The sequence below is a fragment of the Peribacillus sp. SIMBA_075 genome (assembly GCF_046534585.1).
The window spans coordinates 132,930-149,966 of sequence record NZ_JAWRYN010000003.1 but is presented as its reverse complement, the minus strand read 5'-3'; the positions used below and the strand labels follow the sequence as shown (position 1 = coordinate 149,966).

The 17,037-nt window shown below is 41.7% G+C and carries 10 protein-coding genes and 1 pseudogene; 7 read left to right on the top strand and 4 right to left on the bottom strand.

Annotated elements, in window-relative coordinates:
* Nucleotides 1–35 precede the first annotated feature (35 nt).
* The 4 genes from SB775_RS04010 (at nt 36) to SB775_RS03995 (ending at nt 6,891) form a co-directional block, all read left to right on the top strand.
* On the top strand, nt 36–1,040 hold the full coding sequence (locus SB775_RS04010; protein ID WP_061465651.1) for an ABC transporter permease: 1,005 nt from the start codon (nt 36–38) through the stop codon (nt 1,038–1,040).
* 12 nt (nt 1,041–1,052) lie between these two features.
* Nucleotides 1,053–1,955 carry an ABC transporter permease gene (locus tag SB775_RS04005; protein WP_089362004.1) on the top strand — a complete coding sequence of 301 codons (903 nt, stop codon included), beginning with the start codon at nt 1,053–1,055 and terminating at the stop codon, nt 1,953–1,955.
* 208 nt (nt 1,956–2,163) lie between these two features.
* The gene (locus tag SB775_RS04000; RefSeq protein WP_410860600.1) at nt 2,164–5,898 is read left to right on the top strand and encodes a S8 family serine peptidase; all 3,735 of its coding nucleotides are present in this window, start codon (nt 2,164–2,166) and stop codon (nt 5,896–5,898) included.
* Nucleotides 5,899–6,474: 576 nt separating this feature from the next.
* Entirely contained in the window at nt 6,475–6,891 is a 417-nt protein-coding gene (locus tag SB775_RS03995) for a hypothetical protein (RefSeq protein WP_410860599.1), read from the top strand.
* A gap of 146 nt (nt 6,892–7,037) precedes the next feature.
* Here SB775_RS03995 and SB775_RS03990 read toward each other — a convergent pair whose 3' ends face one another.
* Nucleotides 7,038–8,483: an aminotransferase-like domain-containing protein gene (locus SB775_RS03990; RefSeq protein WP_410860598.1), complete on the bottom strand. Its 1,446-nt coding sequence runs from the start codon at nt 8,481–8,483 to the stop codon at nt 7,038–7,040.
* 125 nt (nt 8,484–8,608) lie between these two features.
* Here SB775_RS03990 and SB775_RS03985 point away from each other — a divergent pair, with 125 nt between their 5' ends.
* Both SB775_RS03985 and SB775_RS03980 read left to right on the top strand, forming a co-directional pair.
* Nucleotides 8,609–9,217 carry a LysE/ArgO family amino acid transporter gene (locus SB775_RS03985; RefSeq protein ID WP_061465643.1) on the top strand — a complete coding sequence of 203 codons (609 nt, stop codon included), beginning with the start codon at nt 8,609–8,611 and terminating at the stop codon, nt 9,215–9,217.
* A 263-nt stretch (nt 9,218–9,480) separates the two neighbouring features.
* Nucleotides 9,481–9,844, top strand: a pseudogene (locus SB775_RS03980) (transposase); the annotation flags it as partial.
* Nucleotides 9,845–10,101: 257 nt separating this feature from the next.
* Here SB775_RS03980 and SB775_RS03975 read toward each other — a convergent pair.
* From SB775_RS03975 to SB775_RS03965, 3 genes are all read right to left on the bottom strand, one after another.
* A complete protein-coding gene (locus SB775_RS03975; RefSeq protein ID WP_410860597.1) occupies nt 10,102–13,074 on the bottom strand; it encodes a DEAD/DEAH box helicase in 2,973 nt (990 codons plus the stop codon).
* On the bottom strand, nt 13,067–14,692 hold the full coding sequence (locus SB775_RS03970; RefSeq protein ID WP_410860595.1) for a hypothetical protein: 1,626 nt from the start codon (nt 14,690–14,692) through the stop codon (nt 13,067–13,069). The genes SB775_RS03975 and SB775_RS03970 overlap by 8 nt, the downstream gene beginning before the upstream one ends.
* A 577-nt stretch (nt 14,693–15,269) precedes the next feature.
* Nucleotides 15,270–16,163 carry a helix-turn-helix domain-containing protein gene (locus tag SB775_RS03965; protein WP_410860594.1) on the bottom strand — a complete coding sequence of 298 codons (894 nt, stop codon included), beginning with the start codon at nt 16,161–16,163 and terminating at the stop codon, nt 15,270–15,272.
* Nucleotides 16,164–16,702: 539 nt separating this feature from the next.
* On the opposite strand from SB775_RS03965, the gene SB775_RS03960 reads away from it, so the two are divergent.
* Entirely contained in the window at nt 16,703–17,020 is a 318-nt protein-coding gene (locus SB775_RS03960; RefSeq protein ID WP_089361999.1) for a hypothetical protein, read from the top strand.
* Nucleotides 17,021–17,037 lie beyond the last annotated feature (17 nt).

Genomic DNA, 17,037 nt, shown 5'->3' with positions numbered 1-17,037 from the left:
TCGAAGGACCCTTATTTAAAAGGCGGGTGATTGTTTTGTTTTCCTATACCGTACGACGTTTAGGATCTCTCATTCCAGTGTTACTCGGAATGGCATTTATTGTATTCATGATGATTCGGGCGATCCCTGGAAATCCAGCACAAGTAATTTTAGGACAGCAAGCAACAAAAGAGGCAGTTGCGGCAATGACAAAGGAACTCGGTTTGGATAAACCTTGGTTCATTCAATTTTGGGATTATTTATCTGGCCTGTTAAAGGGTGACCTGGGTGTATCGTTAAAAACGAATAGTCCGGTTTCCGAAGAAATCGGGCCATACCTAATGGCCACTATTGAGCTTGCATTGATCGCCATGATCATCGCAGTGGTCATTGGTGTAAATGCAGGGATAATATCAGCATGGTTCCAAAACTCATGGTTTGATTATGTAGCCATGGTGATTGCATTGATTGGGTTGTCCATGCCTATATTCTGGCTGGGATTAATGGAGCAATACATCATTTCAATTCAATGGGATTTACTTCCGACGACAGGGCGGGATAATATCAGGGATCCCGTTGCGGCCATAACGGGCTTGTATTTGATGGATACACTCATTGCTGGCAGGGTGGATCAATTTTTTGAAGTGATCAAACATCTCATTTTGCCAGGAATTGCGCTTGCGACCATTCCTATGGCCATTATTGCAAGGATGACACGTTCGTCCATGCTGGAGGTTATGAGGTCGGATTTCATCCGTACAGCCCGTGCTAAGGGGATGAGAATGTTTTGGGTCGTTTACAAGCACTCCTTCAAGAATGCATTAATTCCAGTGGTGACGGTTATCGGCCTGCAGACAGGATTACTTTTAGGCGGCGCCATTTTAACGGAAAACATTTTTGGGTGGCCAGGTATCGGTACATATATTTATGATGCAATACTATCCCGGGATTATCCGGTCATACAGTCCGGAATTCTGGTCATCGCCTTTTTGTTTGTCATGATTAATCTTGTTGTGGACTTGTTGTATGCAGCGATCGATCCTAGGATTAAGTATAAATAGGGAGGGAAACTCATGCCTGAAATTGCAACGAATACATCGCCAATCCTTCCTCCAAAAGAAACAGAGGAAAAAGTCATCTCTCCCTGGAAGGAAGGATGGAAAAGCTTTAAGAAAAATAAGGTAGCCCTTGTTGGTATGGGGATTGTTTTATTTTTCATCTTAATCGCCATCTTCGCGCCGCTTATAGCACCCTATTCATTTGAGGGGCAAAAGCTAAGTGACAAACATTTGGCACCGTCTGCGGAACACTGGTTTGGAACGGATGAATTTGGCCGTGATATTTTGAGCAGGGTCATTTATGGCTCGCGCATATCAATAGGAGTCGGCTTTTTATCTGTAGCAGGGTCTGTCGTGGTTGGATCTTTTTTTGGAATCATTGCCGGGTATTACGGTAAGTGGATAGATACAATCATATCGAGGGTCTTTGACATCATTCTGGCATTCCCAAGTATATTGCTTGCCATTGCCGTAGTGGCCGTTTTGGGGCCTTCTCTTCGCAACGCACTCATTGCCATTGCCATCGTCAACATCCCGATATTCGGGAGGCTTTTACGTTCGAGAGTTTTAACGGTGAAAGAAGAGGAATATGTAACAGCTGCCAAGGCAATAGGAATGGGGGATGGCAGGATTCTACTTCACCACGTCCTTCCGAACAGCCTTGCACCCATCATCGTTCAAGGTACTTTGGCGATTGCCACCGCCATCATTGAGTGTGCAGCACTCGGGTTCCTTGGTCTCGGTGCTCAACCGCCGGCACCAGAGTGGGGTAAAATGCTTGCCGATTCGAGGTCATTTATCATTCAGGCACCATGGACGGTGCTGTTTCCTGGTCTTGCGATTATGCTAACTGTCCTCGGCTTTAACTTAATGGGTGATGGACTGCGCGATGCGTTGGATCCAAGAATGAAAAACTAGAAGTAAATGGGTGATGTTAGTTTTAACATCACCATCTTTTTGTCGATTATCTTGTGAATCTATTAATATATGAAAAATAATGACAATATCCTAGTTCTAAATAGGAAAATAGTGACTATTATCTCTTAAATCACCCCAAAAGTTGTGATACTTTTATACTCAGTAAGAAAATTCCAAATATTCATTATTTTAGAGGGGGAAAAGTTCATTGATTAAACGTAGCTTGTCCATTCTGGCAATCTTTCTATTAGTGTTTACTGCAAGCGTTTCCGCTGCCCAGCTTCCGAATTCACCGAGCGGCTCTGGTGAAGGGAAGAAAAATCAGCAGAATATCCTGAAGTTGAAGAAAAACGATATGGGAAAGAATTATAAAAGTAACGAGAAGGTCAGGGTCATCGTAGAGATGAAGGAAGCGCCTGCGATAGAAATAGCTTCCAAAGAGGGTAAGCTATTTAAACAGTTATCGAAAAGTAAGAAACAACAATTAAAGTCTGAAAAGCTGGCTAACCAGAAGAAATTGAAAAAAAAGGTGAAAGCGAAAAAAATAGCTTTCAAGGAACTTGAAAGCTTTACGACAGTCGTCAATGGGTTCAGTGGTGAACTTCAGTATGGCGAAATCAAAAAGGTGGAAGCCATGCCTGAAGTTGCTGAGGTACATATAGCGAATGAATATGAACGTCCTGTAGAAAAACCCGAGATGCTTTATAGTAAAGAACTTGTCCAATCCCAGGAAGCTTGGCGGGAATATGGATATAAAGGCGAAGGGATGGTCGTCGGGATTATCGATACTGGAATCGACCCATCACACCGTGATATGGTCCTAAACGACGAGAATAAGGCAGAACTGACTAAAAGTGAAATTAGCGGAATAAAGGAATCTAGCCATCTATTAGGCAACTATTATACGGCGAAGGTACCTTATGGATACAATTACATGGATGAAAATGAAGAAATCCTTGACCTTGGTGAAGGGGCCTCCATGCATGGAATGCATGTAGCAGGAACCGCTGGCGCCAATGGGGATGAAGAGAATGGCGGCATTAAAGGGGTTGCTCCTGAAGCCCAGCTGCTAGCATTGAAGGTCTTCGGAAATGATCCCGCCATGCAAACAACTTGGGGCGATATATATATTAAGGCAATTGACGATGCAATCATCCTTGGGGCAGATGTGCTGAATATGAGCCTTGGTTCCACTGCAGGTTTTGTATCAGCAGAAGATCCTGAGCAGCAGGCGGTATCTAGAGCTGTTGATAATGGGATTCTCATGTCGATTTCAGCAGGAAACTCGGCTCACTTTGGAAATGGATTTGCAAACCCGTCAGCTTCGAACCCGGATATTGGAGTTTCAGGTTCACCTGGACTTGCTTATGATTCGGTACAAGTTGCATCGGTCGAGAATAACTATATGGATTTGGATGCGGCGACATATGATATAAACGGGCAAGCAGGAAAAGCGCCGTTCATGTCGGCCTCAAGCGTACATCCCAATGCATTAAAGGATAAAACATATGACTTGGTCGCTGCAGGTCTTGGGACGCCAGGGGAGCTTTCCAAAGTGGATGTAAAAGGAAAATTCGCCCTCATCGAGCGCGGCACGCTTTCTTTTATAGAAAAAGCGCAAAATGCCCAGGCAGCAGGAGCGGCTGGCGTGATTATTTTCAATAATGCTGACGGATATATCTCCATGGCTACAGATCCAAGCATCACCATTCCGCAGCTGTTTATGTTGAAATCGGATGGTGCAAAGCTGAAAACGGCCTTAATGGATGGAGAAAAGGTGAAGATTACCTTTAATGGTGATAAAACAAAAGCTGTAAATCCAGAAGCAGGAAAAATGAGCTCATTCAGTTCATGGGGAGTCGCACCGAACCTGGACTTCAAACCGGAAATCACTGCTCCAGGCGGACAAATTTATTCGACGTTGAACAATGATGAATATGGTATGATGAGCGGTACTTCGATGGCTGCACCACATGTTTCCGGCGGCTCTGCACTGGTTCTTGAAAGAGTGGATAAAGACTTTAAATTAGATGGATTTGCCCGGGCAAATTTGGCTAAGAACCTGATGATGAATACTTCAAAACCATTAACGGATCAGGGTGTCGTAAATAAGGCCCTTGACTGGGATAACCCATACTCGCCTCGCAGGCAAGGAGCTGGAGTCATGCAGCTGCAAGCCGCATTGTCCACACCAGCTGTCGTGACGGAGGCATTCACGAAAGAAGCGAAGGTTGCAATGAAGGAGATCGGCAATAAGTTCGCGTTTACTTTAAAGGTTGAAAACTTCAGCAACAAAGCAGTCAAATATGATGTAAAAGGAAATATCCAAACAGACTATGTAATTCAGGGACAACTGGGTTATTCCGCTAACCAGTTAGAAGCACAGGAAATTAAGGACGCTTCAATTAAAATCAATAATAGAAATACAAATAAGATTACCGTACCTGCAAAAAAATCGGTTACATTCGAAGTGAAAGTGGACATATCCAATGCAAAGGTGCTTGGAGATGACCTTCAGACTCTTGTAGACATTGACAAGGTCTTCCCAAATGGATATTTTGTTGAAGGGTTCATTTCATTGAAGGATCCAGCTGACACTCATCCGGAACTGCATGTACCGTATGTAGGGTTTAAAGGGAAATGGGACAAGGCACCGATCCTGGATGGCACTATATATGATAAAGAGTCTTTCTATGGCAGGGCAGGAGGAGTATCGACAGCAGGGAAAGATTTCACTTATCTTGGCTATGACCCTGCAGGAAAAACATTTAATGGCAAAAATATTGCGATTTCCCCCAATGGCGATGGAGCACAGGATGACTTCGTGCCGGTCCTATCATTCTTGAGGAATGCGAAAAAGGTAGAGTTCAATATATTGAATGGTGAGAACAAATCAGTCCGGAAAATTCGCGCGGAGAATAATGTGCGAAAGGACTATTATGATGGTGGAAAAGGGACTGCATACACAATTAATCCAGCCCGTAAGTGGGACGGTAAAATCAATAATGCACTCGCTAAGGATGGGGTCTATTATTTTGAAATCAAAGCGATGATAGATTACGAGGGTGCAAAATGGCAGACGTTTAAAATGCCTATCAAAATCGATACGGTAAAGCCGACAGTCAAGATTTCGAAAAAAGGTAATGTATTAACCATCCAAGGTAAGGATAATTTGAATGGTTCAGGACTTGCCTATTACGATGTACAAGTCGATGGAGCATCCATAATGGAAGAGCCGCTTCCAGCGAATGCGAAACAATTCACTCTACCTGATGTAAAAGGGGAAAAGGTTCAGGTAGTGGCAATTGACTATGCAGGTAATGAAAAAACGGCTGAAACTGAATTAGCTAATGATTCAGCTCCAATCGATAATCATGCACCAGCTGTAAAGATCAAAAGTCCTGAGGCCTTAAGCGTGAACAATAAAAATAAAATCAAAATAACAGGAGATATTGAAGAAGCGTCGGAAATCAAAGAATTTAAAATCGATGATAAAACGGTCCCTGTAACGTATAACAAAACGAATAATAAATATGAATTCACTTATGAAAAGAAGTTTGAAGATGGCGTCCAAAACTTTACGGTTAAAGCAACGGACAAATGGGATAACACGGTTTCCTTTAAACGGACGATTATGGTCGATGCAACAAAACCAGGTTTAAAAGTAAAAGGTGTACCGGCAACTGTGGGAGTCAAAGGTAAAAATCCAAGAGTGGATGTGACGGTAGAAGATAATTTCGATGAAATCCGCCTTTATCTAAACGGAAGCGAAGTTTTCTATAATGAATTCAAGGAACCATATAAAATGCGTGCCTATAAGAAGAAGATAGAGGATTTGGAACTGCCGCTTAAATCAGGCAACAACAAGTTCGAATTTAAGGTGACCGATCTTGCAGGAAATGAATCGAAGAAATCCTTTAACATCAATAAAGCAAAAAAATGACCAAAAACAGCCCTCTTATCCAAGAGGGCTGCAGTTTGTAGACAAAGTGATTTTACCGATAGTTTTTTTGAGGGTTTGTGTAATTCGAACGTTGATTGGAACTTTTTTAAAGGAAGGCTGTTTTCACATACTTTGTTGCTATTTACCAGGTAGTGAGTTGTGGTTGATTTCCCCTCCAGATGCTCGCTTTCCTTGGTGCGGGCGGTGAGCCTCCTCGGCGTAAACGCCTGTGGGGTCTCACCTGTCCTGCTGCTCCCGCAGGAGTCTCGCACTTCCGCTCCAATCAACCTTAAAAGTTTCGTTTTAAAACAACAATCTTTACGAAAAGAGCCAAAAGAAAAAACTGAAGGCAAACTCGCTTTATTCAAATTTGTTTTCAGTATGAGTCCTCTTATCCAAGAGGGCTTTTTTTTCCGGATTATGGATTTGAAGTATAATTCTTTAGGTGTAGTTTCCTGTGTTTTCACTGTGCTTATATGGAAATCTATTAGTGGGGAATTATTTTTATTATCTAGCAGGTATTTGGTGAAAGATAAAGGAATTAGGTATAAAGAATCAGAAAAAAGGAGGATGTCTATGATTTATAAGAAGAAATCGAGCAAAAAGGTATATAGTCGTGGAATTACAGTGAAATTTGAAGAAAAAGGAAGCCACAGGTCAAATCTTACAAAACCAAGTTTTTTTGATGCACTTCAGCACGTCAATTCTCCATTTGAAAAGGAGCCCCGCTCGGATTCACCCTATCAGGATTATCCCCTATGTCAGGAGGTTACCCTTTCCTTTTTTGAAAAGGGTGCTAAAACATCTATTAATTATGACCCCCACCAGGAAAAAATCACCATTGAGGAAAGTTCAGATGAATATCAGCAGAATAAGGGTGAGGCGCTTATCGCAATCCTCGATCATATTATGATCAATCATGGAAATCACCATTCTTTTTTCATCATCCAACCGAAAGAGTGGAATGTAAAAAGGAAGGCTGCTACCCCGTGATATCCTCTTTAACTTTCTTAGGCAGGTGACTTTCGTTAAGTGAAACGTAATTCGACAACTTCTTTACCCACTCAGATTGTTCAGTTCAATAAGAATGGGGCTGCCAAGGCAGCTCCATCAATGTCTCAACACGATGATGTCATGTATCAAATCAACCGCCGAATGATCTTTGAGAGGGTTTGGATACCATAATCTAATTGTTCCTCCGAGGCGTATGAATATGAAAGCCGTAGATGCGTATTGTTATTTGGTTCATATATGTACCCCGGATTAAGGAGAAGATTCTCCTTTATCGCTTGCTTGAAAAGGTTTTGATTCACAATTGGTTTACATAACTTTACCCATATATAAAATCCGCCTTGAGGTATTTGCCATTCTGCTAGTCCCTTAAAATACTGATTGAGAAGAGATAATGTAAAATCTCTACGTACTATCAACTGATGCCTTAGCCACTCTAAATGTTTTGTATATTGATCACTTTCTAACCATTCTGCGACAAGGTGTTGAGACAGTGCACTGGAACCGTAATCCATTTGCATTTTAATATCTGCTAAACGTTCAATCACAGTTATTGGACCAGCAATCCATCCGATGCGCAATCCGGGGCTCAATGTTTTGGACATACTGCCAATGTGCAATACAAGGCCATCTGTATCAAGGGATTTTATAGGTAGCGGTGGTCTCTTTTCAAACCACAAGTCACTATATACGTCATCTTCAATAATCGGAATCTGTTCTTTTTTGCATGTGGATAAGAGGTTTAGTCTTTCTTCTTTAGTCCATGTAGTATTGGTTGGATTGTTAAACGTTGGAACAGTATAAAACAGTGACGCTTTCTTCCTTCCATTGATGCGCTTTATTTGTGTCGGAATACTTTCTCGGCCTTGTTTTGATAAACCTACTAATTGCATTCCCGCAGATTGAAAGGGATGAACAGAATTTAAATAGGAAGGGGATTCATGTAAAACCATTGAGCCCTTTTGAAGTAAACCAACTGAAATCAACTGGAGTGCTTGAAGCCCGCCAGAAACGATCATGAGGGAGCCTGGGCTAACGTTGATTCCTTTTGTTTCTAAATAAACACTTATACTTTGGCGTAGCCTCTTATCACCCTTGGGTTCAGAATAACCTAATGAGTGGGCGTCAAAAGAAGTGGATTGCAAAGACTTTTCGATTTTTTTAGTAGGCAATAGAGTTGGAGAAAGTTCACCGGTGCCCAATCTGATGATGGCAGAGTCCGTTTCATGCTGATTAATGTCCTGAATCGTTTTTAAATTAGGTTCATGAAGGCCATTGCGGACATAGTTTTTCCAGTCGGGCTGTTTGCTAGAGACGAGCACATTCCATGTGTTATTCGAAACGAATGTGCCAGATCCAACCCTAGTTTCTAATAATCCGTCCGCAATCAATTCATCCATAGCTGTAATGATGGTACTTCGGTTTACGCCAAAAGAATCGGCTAATGAGCGTTGTGAGGGAAGCTTGGTCGCAACCGGCCATTCCCCTTGTGTAATTTGTTGTTTCACCCAATCTACTATTTGTTGGTGTAGTGATATGCTCGACGGTCGGTTTGGCCTCCAGTCGATAAACATACGAAAACCACCCCTTTCATGTTCTAAATTCATTATAAATTGGTTGGGTTGAATACCAACCAAATGGAGGGTCAATTCCTTTGTCTTTTTCATTATACTGAATGTGAATGGAGGGAAGTATTCGTATGGGACCATTTTTTCATGGATTATTATTGGCATTGGGGCTGATACTTCCATTAGGAGTGCAAAATGTATTTATTTTTAATCAAGGTGCAATCCAACCGACCTTAAAAAAAGCATTGCCTGCAACGATCACAGCTGCCATTTGTGATACAGTGCTCATCCTGTTAGCTATTTTGGGTGTTTCGTTGATTGTCATGCAATATGATTGGCTGCGTCTTACATTAATCATATTCGGAGTCATTTTTTTATTGTATATGGGTTTTCAAATTTGGTCTGCCAAAGCGAACCCACAGTCGGACGCTCAAACTATGCAAATGTCCACCAAAAAACAAATTGTATTTGCCTTATCAGTATCATTACTGAATCCACATGCAATCTTGGATACGATAGGTGTAATCGGTTCGAGCTCACTTGTTTATTCAGGAATGGATAAAGTGATTTTCACGGGAACATGCATCGTTGTGTCATGGTGCTGGTTCCATGGATTATGTTTTGCGGGAAGATTGTTGAAAAAGGTTGATGCATCAGGCAAATTCCTTGGAATATTAAATAAAATCTCTGCAATCATCATCTGGATTACGGCACTCTATATGGTGAAATCGATTTTTTGAAACAGAAAATGACATCTGAGTTCGAATTTGACTACAGTCTTTTTATGGCTTGTACAATTTGAACGTTGATTGGAACGCAGGGCACTCGCTTTCCGCGGGCGGTCCGCCCTCGGAAAGCGCCTTTGGTGTCTCCCCTAGACGCGCTTTTCCCGCAGGAGTCTCGCACACCCGTTCCAATCAACTTTGTTATAAAATTAAAATCTCTTTTTGCCTACAGTCTTTTTTGTTTTAAAATGGAAGTATTAAAACTTTAGGTGATGAGGATGCTTTCTAAACATGATTCCATTCAGCGAGATCAACTTGAAATGATTACTTTAGATCAACTGGTGCCAGCGACCATTTGGTTCGAAAAATGGAGGCCGCCATTGACTTCTCATTCAATATGACTTGGTGAAAGATATGTATCCAGAGGTAGGACGCACAAGTATTGATCCAGTTATTTTAGTTAAACTGACATTCATTCAATATAACTTCGGTATTCGTTCCATGCGTAAAAACGATCGAAGGAGTTGAAACAAATATGGCTTACCGGTGGTTCTTTATGGTTTCCATGATAAAGTGCCTCTTTCAACGTCCGGGAAAAATGATGAGCGACGCTTTAAAGATACAGACTTATTTGAACAGATTTAGATCGATGGTGGATGGCTACTTAAGTATGGGCGGACAGGAAAAGTTATATACCAGTCCAGAAAGCTATGAAAGGTTTTCGGAGTTTGAAAAATGAAGTAACTGAGGTCGTTTTTGCAGCATTAACCCGTGCTTTTTGAATAAAAAGGAGAATACATATCGAATATGTATTCTCCTGTATTTTCTTATGTCTTGATAAGCTAGCATGCCCTCATTCAACTTCGTATCGTGAGAGCGGATTCTTGAGTGTGAGAACATTATTGAAGAGCAACCAAGTCCTTGATTTCCTCTGTGGAAAGTTCGGTGATCCAGTTGTCACTGCTGATGATCTCGTCGTTCAGGGCTTGCTTTTTGTCAAGCATCTGGTCAATTTTTTCTTCCAGTGTCCCTGTGCAAATTAGCTTATGAACATGAACGAAACGCTGTTGTCCAATTCGATATGCACGGTCGGTTGCTTGATTTTCAACAGCTGGGTTCCACCAGCGATCATAGTGAATCACGTGGTTTGCTTCTGTTAGATTCAGCCCCGTGCCGCCTGCTTTCAACGACAGGATAAAGACAGGGAATTCCCCATCTTGGAATCGAGTGATCATATCATCACGCTGCTTCTTGTTCGCACTCCCGTTCAGGAATGGCACTTCAAAGCCATACCGTTTTTCCAACAATTCCTTCATCATATTGCCCATACCAATATATTGAGTGAAAATGAGACAGCTTTCATCCTGTTCGCGGACAGCATCGACAAGCTCAGTCAGCTTCTCGAGTTTGCCAGAACGGTTAGGCGCCTTCATGATGTTTTCCTTTTCCATCTCTTTTAAGTAAAGAGCCGGATGATTGCAAAGTTGCTTTAGCTTATTCAGCATCTGCAGGATGATGCCTTTTCTTTCGAAGGCCGACAGTTGTTCGATATCAGTGAATGTATCTTTGATCAGTTGTTCATACAACGATGCTTGCTCGGTGGTAAGCGGTACGAATTCCTTTTGTTCTTGCTTATCCGGCAGATTAAGGGCGACTTCTTTATCGCGTTTTGTACGGCGGAGCAAAAATGGCTGTATCAAACGCTGTAATTCTTTGATTTTATCCTTCTGTTCATCACGTTCAATGGTTGCCACATATTTTTCCTGAAACTGTCCTAGCGTTCCAAGATACCCTTTATTTATGAAATCGAAAATCGCCCATAGCTCACTTAAACGGTTTTCCATTGGCGTACCCGATAAGGCAATATGATGCCTGCCATTTAGCTTGCGGACCGCTTTGGATTGCTTTGTTTGGGCATTCTTGATGTTTTGTGCTTCATCAAGGATCACGCTGCTCCAATGGATGGAGGATAGTTCAGCTGCATCTTGGTGGGTAAGGCCATATGATGTTAAGACAATATCATGATCCACTGCTATTTTAGCAAATGCTTCACCTTTAGCCCGATTAGACCCGTAGTGAAGGTGAACTTTTAGTGTTGGTGCGAATTTCTCCAATTCCTTTTGCCAGTTGCCTAGGACGGATGTTGGGCATACGATGAGCGACGATTGTACAGAGATCGATTCGCATGTAGCGGTATTGACCTCAGCCTCTTCGCAGCTCTCTGCGTTACTATCCTCATCAACAATGATCGGTTCACTCTTTTGTTCGTCCATATTGGCAGTGGGCAGCTCTTTACTGGCTCCTTCTTTGTCTTTTACATGAAGGAGGTAGGCTATCATCTGGACTGTTTTTCCAAGCCCCATATCGTCAGCTAGACAAGCACCAAAGCCATGCTCCCTTAAAAAAAGGAGCCAGCTCATGCCCAGTTTTTGATAGGGGCGTAAATCGCCTTGAAGTGCATTAGGGACGGGCAGGATGGAGATGTTTTTGGTTTCCCTGAGTCTTCCCACCATTTTACGAAGCTCCTGGTTCAATTCAAATTGAATTCGGAGCATTTCGTCGTTTTCAGAATCACTATCGTCATCTTCATTTTCGCCGTTCAACAGTTCCTGCTGCAGCAAGTCAGTCAGTTGGATTCCTTTTTCATTAGCTGTTTCAATCAGCTCCTGAATTTGTTTAATGAAAGCGGGGTCAAGCTTGACCCATTGGCCGCGGATGAAAACAAGCCGCCTTTTTTCATCGACGAGCTCCTCGAACTCCGCCTCAGTGAGCTCTTTTCCATTTAAAGAGAACCGCCAATCAAAGTCCATTAAAGCTTTTAACCCGACATAAGAAGGGCCGCGGTTCGATTGGCTCTTTACTTTCGCCTTCACCTTCAAAGAGGACTCCTTCAAGGCAAGCCACCAGGATGGAAGGAGAATTTCGACGCCAAGAAACAGGAGTTTTTCGCTTGCGTCGGTCAAGAATTCCCATGCATCCGTTTCCGAAATCTCCCTTTTTAGACGTCCATTCTCTCCAAGCCATGGTACGACGAGTTGCCAGCGTTTCGTAGCACGCACCACTTCACTTGCATACTTATTCCAGCCGCGCGGCAGTTTTTTTCCTGTATAGGTTTCGATGATATTCTCATCCCTTTTGGAACGAAGGGTAACATCAAGTACCCAGGGCCCATTACCATCCGGAGGCTCAGTCAAACGGAGACCTATAGTGAATGGTTTGGGATCAGGCTGGGTCCCAAGCCATTCCTGCCAGCTGTCTTTGTCAAAAAAGGCCTGCAATTCTTCGGGGGAAAGTCTTGAATCCTTTAATGCCCCGACGGCTTCACTCCATTTATGCTGCATAGGTGAGTAGTTTTTTAAATACATATTAGCGGCACCGTTATACCATTTCTCGATAAAAGTCCGATTGGTTTCCACTTCTGGTGAAGGGAGATCTAAAGATATTTCTTCTTCCCAAAAGGAAGGGACGAATTCCTCCTCTACCTCTTCCGGCAGCTTCCAGCCGATGGAGTCCAACTGAAGATTAGTGAAATCCGGTACGGGGATCCCCGCTTCGATGGATTCATGAAGAACAGGAGCAGCAGACAGGCAAAGGGAGGATATCTCCGACCATTCCCATTCTATGAAGGAGTTGAAACTCTCCTTTGCAAAAAAGTTGAGGAGTCCCCAAGCGTCAAGAATGAATACAGGATTTCCATCAATGGTATCCGAAGTCATTTTAGTTCCATAAAAGCTTGCGTCATCCCAATTGAATAGCAACCTGCGTATATAATTCGTGTTGAGGAAGGCATTCTCTTCATTGACGGCACCAAGGGCGTAGGATCCGTTTTCGAGAGCCGCTATTTTGATTTTTAATTTCCCTGGATTAAACATCGATAAGCTTACCCCTTTTTAGTTCTTCTTGGAAAGCGCGAAGCCGTTTGGTTGAATCGGCCACATACAGAATATAACGTTCGAATACGTCTTCCTTTTTGCTCTTTTTATAGATGGTGCGCATCCTTTTTAAATAACGGACAGCTTGCTTATAGGCAGGCCGGTTCTTTAAGGAAACCTTTTCCTGGACCGCATGGTAATAAAGGGGCAGGATTAGTTCCGGTTCTTTAGAGACCACTTCTTTGATGGATTCACTGCTGATTAAGTCAATGCTGATTTCTGAGTAAATATGCATCTCCACCCATTTTTTATATTGTCCTTGTTCAAAAAGGAAATTTGCATAGTTCCAATAGCTGTGCGGAAGGGTGGCTCTGTAGAATTTCTCTAGCAAATCGTTCCGTTTTAATTTATAACAGCAACTGCTGATTAAAGTCGTAAAGGTCCTTACGAAATCTACCCGCTGATAATAATCGGATAAATCAGCAAGGAACTCCTGGACATTAGCGATGATGAATTCAATGAAAGGAATGGCCCGTGACCGATTGTCTGATTCAGACAGGAGATTCAGCCAATAAAAAATGTATGGACAGGCTTCCTTCTTCAATTCATGGAGAAGTCCAATCGCTTGTTTATCTTGATTCTCCAGAAGGGAAAGGTGAATGGCTGCGAGGGAATAGGACGTCCTCTCAGTTGTGCCCATATACTTCTCAGGAAGTTCTTTCTTGATTCGTTCCAGTTCCTCTTTACGCCATGAGGAATTGGAGAATAAGAAGCTCCAAATCTCCCGGTAGAGATCGATCTTTTCATATTCTAGACCTTCTACTCCGTCAAGTAATTTAGCTACATCTTCCTTGATGCTGAAAACGAAGGGGTCAAAGGCGAAGGGCCTGGCTTGCCGGCTAAGCGGCTGCACCGTTTCATGCAGCTCTTCCGCTAGGTCGACAGCAAGTGCATAAAAGACCCGAATCGTTTGTGGCTGACTTTTATGTAACTGAATCATTCTCAGTGTCAGCTGCATCGTGCAAAATTGCGTAACAAAATGATAAAGCAGTTTCCATTCCCTTTCCATTGGAGCTTTAGAGCTAAGGCGTTTAAAGTATGTTTGTATATGGTTTTCAATTATATAAGTAGGCTCGCCTATATGGGGCTCGACATGTTCCGCAAAGGTTGCATTCACGAATTGCTTCCATGAAGGATAGTTTTTATCTAAGATGAGGGATTTTTCCCCCACTTGTTTAAGTAATTCACTCGCCCGTTTTACTTGCTGCAGTGCTTGGGCGGTTGAGGTATCTTTTGGTGCTTTCCATTCACTCAGCCAATCGGAAACACTAGCGTTTTCTGAATACGCAGAAAAGAAAACGGCCATTTGATGCCGGCAAATGAACCTTGAATCACATGTACAGCTTCCATCCTGAGGGAAGAGAAGATTCAACCTGGACTTAAAGCGAGTCTCATCCTGTACCTCGGCCACAATCGTATCTACCGCTTCTTCTTTAATATCAACAAGCCCCTGACGGTATAACTGGAGCCCTTGATTCACCACGTCCGAATCTTCCGGATTCCCGACCTCCAAAAATTCCGCCAGCCTTTCCCCAACTAACAACAACTCCCGCTCCATACTCTCCTCCTTCAGGGCCAATCCCTGTTAACCAAAATTATATTTTGTATATCATGAACTATCAGTACTTTAATAACCATATTATTGCCTCGGTTAACCGAGGATTTGACGTGTATATTACATCCCGAGCAATTGCCGCAATGCCTTTTTTTAGCCATCATATGCATCATGCTGGACTTATTTCATGGCCGTTCACTTTGCATCTTCATCCATTTAATCGAACAAATCATCAATGCCACAAGCCGTATATTCATTTAAACCCTGTAAAAGTCAATATCGTCAAAAACCCTCATGAATATAAGCAGTTCGGATATATAGCCTTCCAAACAGGAATAACTGGCCTTCAAGATAACGATGCCACGAATCCTTCATCCTCTTCACACTCACGAAACCAAGTGATGAGGGGCCGGAACCCTTTTTTAAAAGTGGGTTTTTGAAGCATCTCTTTATTATACTTCATTTTGGCTTGGAATTTGAAATGTAGAATAGAGGTTTTGGAATTGATATGTGATAGATTCTACATATTCTTGTGAATGGGAATAGCCATTCCCGTGGGGAATGGCTTTAATATATGGAATTAGTTTATTTTCATTTCATTCTTCCAACTGTCCAACTTTTTGTTGATGAATGTAGCAAAGGTATGATTTTTTTGTAATGTGAAGAGAAATGCTGACTTTTCCAAGTACTCTTTTGCCTCATCAAAGTTACCTACGAGTTCAAAGTTATAACCTAAATGGTAATGTAAATCCGCTAAAGCATATAATTGATCATGTTGGAGGCACCACTTTATGGCATCTTGGCAGCAGGCAATGGACTCCTCATATCGGACCAGGCGTGTTAACACTCTGCCAAAATTATAGGACAAACGTGTCTTTAGCGTTTTATCCGTCAAAAAGGGCAGGGCTTCCAAATGATCTAAAGCTTTCCTTAACAAGGCAAATGCATTTTCGTATTGTTCTTCGGCAACATACATTACACCTAGGCTACTCAAGATTTCAAGTTCCCGTTCTGAATAAATTTTATCAGTCGTATGAGTGATGGCGATGGCCTGATTAATAAATTTAATGGCTTTATCTAAATCTTTATTTTTTTCGTATTCGTATATCCCCTTGTGCCAAAGTATCAATTGATGATTCTTTTTATTCTGAAGAAAGAGAGGACTGTTCTCCTCAGCCTTTACAATTTGCTGCATTTCCTCATAATTTCGGGTTCTTCTGGCAATTTTTAATTGATAAATCACTTCTTCCACGTAATCCAGCCTAGGGGTCATTCCAATATCGAAAAAATAGTTTACATCAACGCCTAAACGTTGAGAAATTAAGTAGAGAGTGGATGCATATGGATAGACATCGCCTTTTTCAATCTTACTGATCTGTGCTTGTGTACAAATGCCGGATGCCAACTCTTCCTGGGAAAGTCCGATTTGTTTACGTAGCTCTTTGATCTTTTGTCCAACTGCAAAAAAATCCATTTTGATTCTCCTTGAAATATGCCTAGAGTTATATTTTGTTATGAAAAATCGGTGAAAGCTGTATGTACATGTCCTTAACTGATTAAATAGATTCTTTAGTCGAAATATATGGTTAAAAGAAATGTGGTTAAATATAACTATAGAATTAATTTCTATTTTAACCAATATTTTTTTAAAGAAAAGGAGGAATGACCTATGAAAAAAAGTACTAAAGCATTAGTCGTATCTTTTCTTATCATCGCCGCTTTCGTTATTGTCCCAAGCGAATTACCAGGCCTTTACGCAGAACTTCCAGGTTTATATAAATAAGTAATGAAGCTTCCAATCACTCATTCAGCATCTTCATTTGAAGATGTTTTTTTTTTTATCAATGGATTATTCTTTTGCGCATATTCCTGTAGTTATAATTATCTATGCATTGGGAGTGTAAGGTCCATTTGGTAGGTGTGGAAGAACCGTGAGGGTAGTTTGGAACGCCTATTTCCTTTTATTAATTTTGTTATAGTGTAAATAACAAAACGGGGAGAGGTGTAAGGTTAATGATTGATATTAATATGAAAGTTCAGCCCTCTTTTTACGATGAAGAATGTGCCATTGTGTTTTCTTTTTACTTTGATGAGGCAACCAGGAAAATTGGTGAAGCCGTGGTGTACACATGCAAAAAATCGAATGAAAAAGAATACAGCCATGATCATATAGATACAGATGTACAAGAAAAAATCGCTTATATTAAAGAGTTTGCCATTGTAGATGAATATCAGGCAACCTCCATGAAGAAAATCCAACATTTTTTGAATGTAATCGGTATCAAAAAATGTGTGAGGCATAACCTTCAGGGAAATGAAATCGCACTTTAAACGATAAAAACTCATGA

What these genes read in the sequence shown, in the direction of transcription:
- SB775_RS03990 (WP_410860598.1), bottom strand. Translation starts at nt 8,483, where the DNA reads ATGTTTATCGACTGGAGGCCAAACCGACCGTCGAGCATATCACTACAC.
- SB775_RS03985 (WP_061465643.1), top strand. Translation starts at nt 8,609, where the DNA reads ATGGGACCATTTTTTCATGGATTATTATTGGCATTGGGGCTGATACTT.
- SB775_RS03995 (WP_410860599.1), top strand. Translation starts at nt 6,475, where the DNA reads ATGATTTATAAGAAGAAATCGAGCAAAAAGGTATATAGTCGTGGAATT.
- SB775_RS03970 (WP_410860595.1), bottom strand. Translation starts at nt 14,692, where the DNA reads ATGGAGCGGGAGTTGTTGTTAGTTGGGGAAAGGCTGGCGGAATTTTTG.
- SB775_RS03960 (WP_089361999.1), top strand. Translation starts at nt 16,703, where the DNA reads ATGATTGATATTAATATGAAAGTTCAGCCCTCTTTTTACGATGAAGAA.
- SB775_RS04005 (WP_089362004.1), top strand. Translation starts at nt 1,053, where the DNA reads ATGCCTGAAATTGCAACGAATACATCGCCAATCCTTCCTCCAAAAGAA.
- SB775_RS03975 (WP_410860597.1), bottom strand. Translation starts at nt 13,074, where the DNA reads ATGTTTAATCCAGGGAAATTAAAAATCAAAATAGCGGCTCTCGAAAAC.
- SB775_RS03965 (WP_410860594.1), bottom strand. Translation starts at nt 16,163, where the DNA reads ATGGATTTTTTTGCAGTTGGACAAAAGATCAAAGAGCTACGTAAACAA.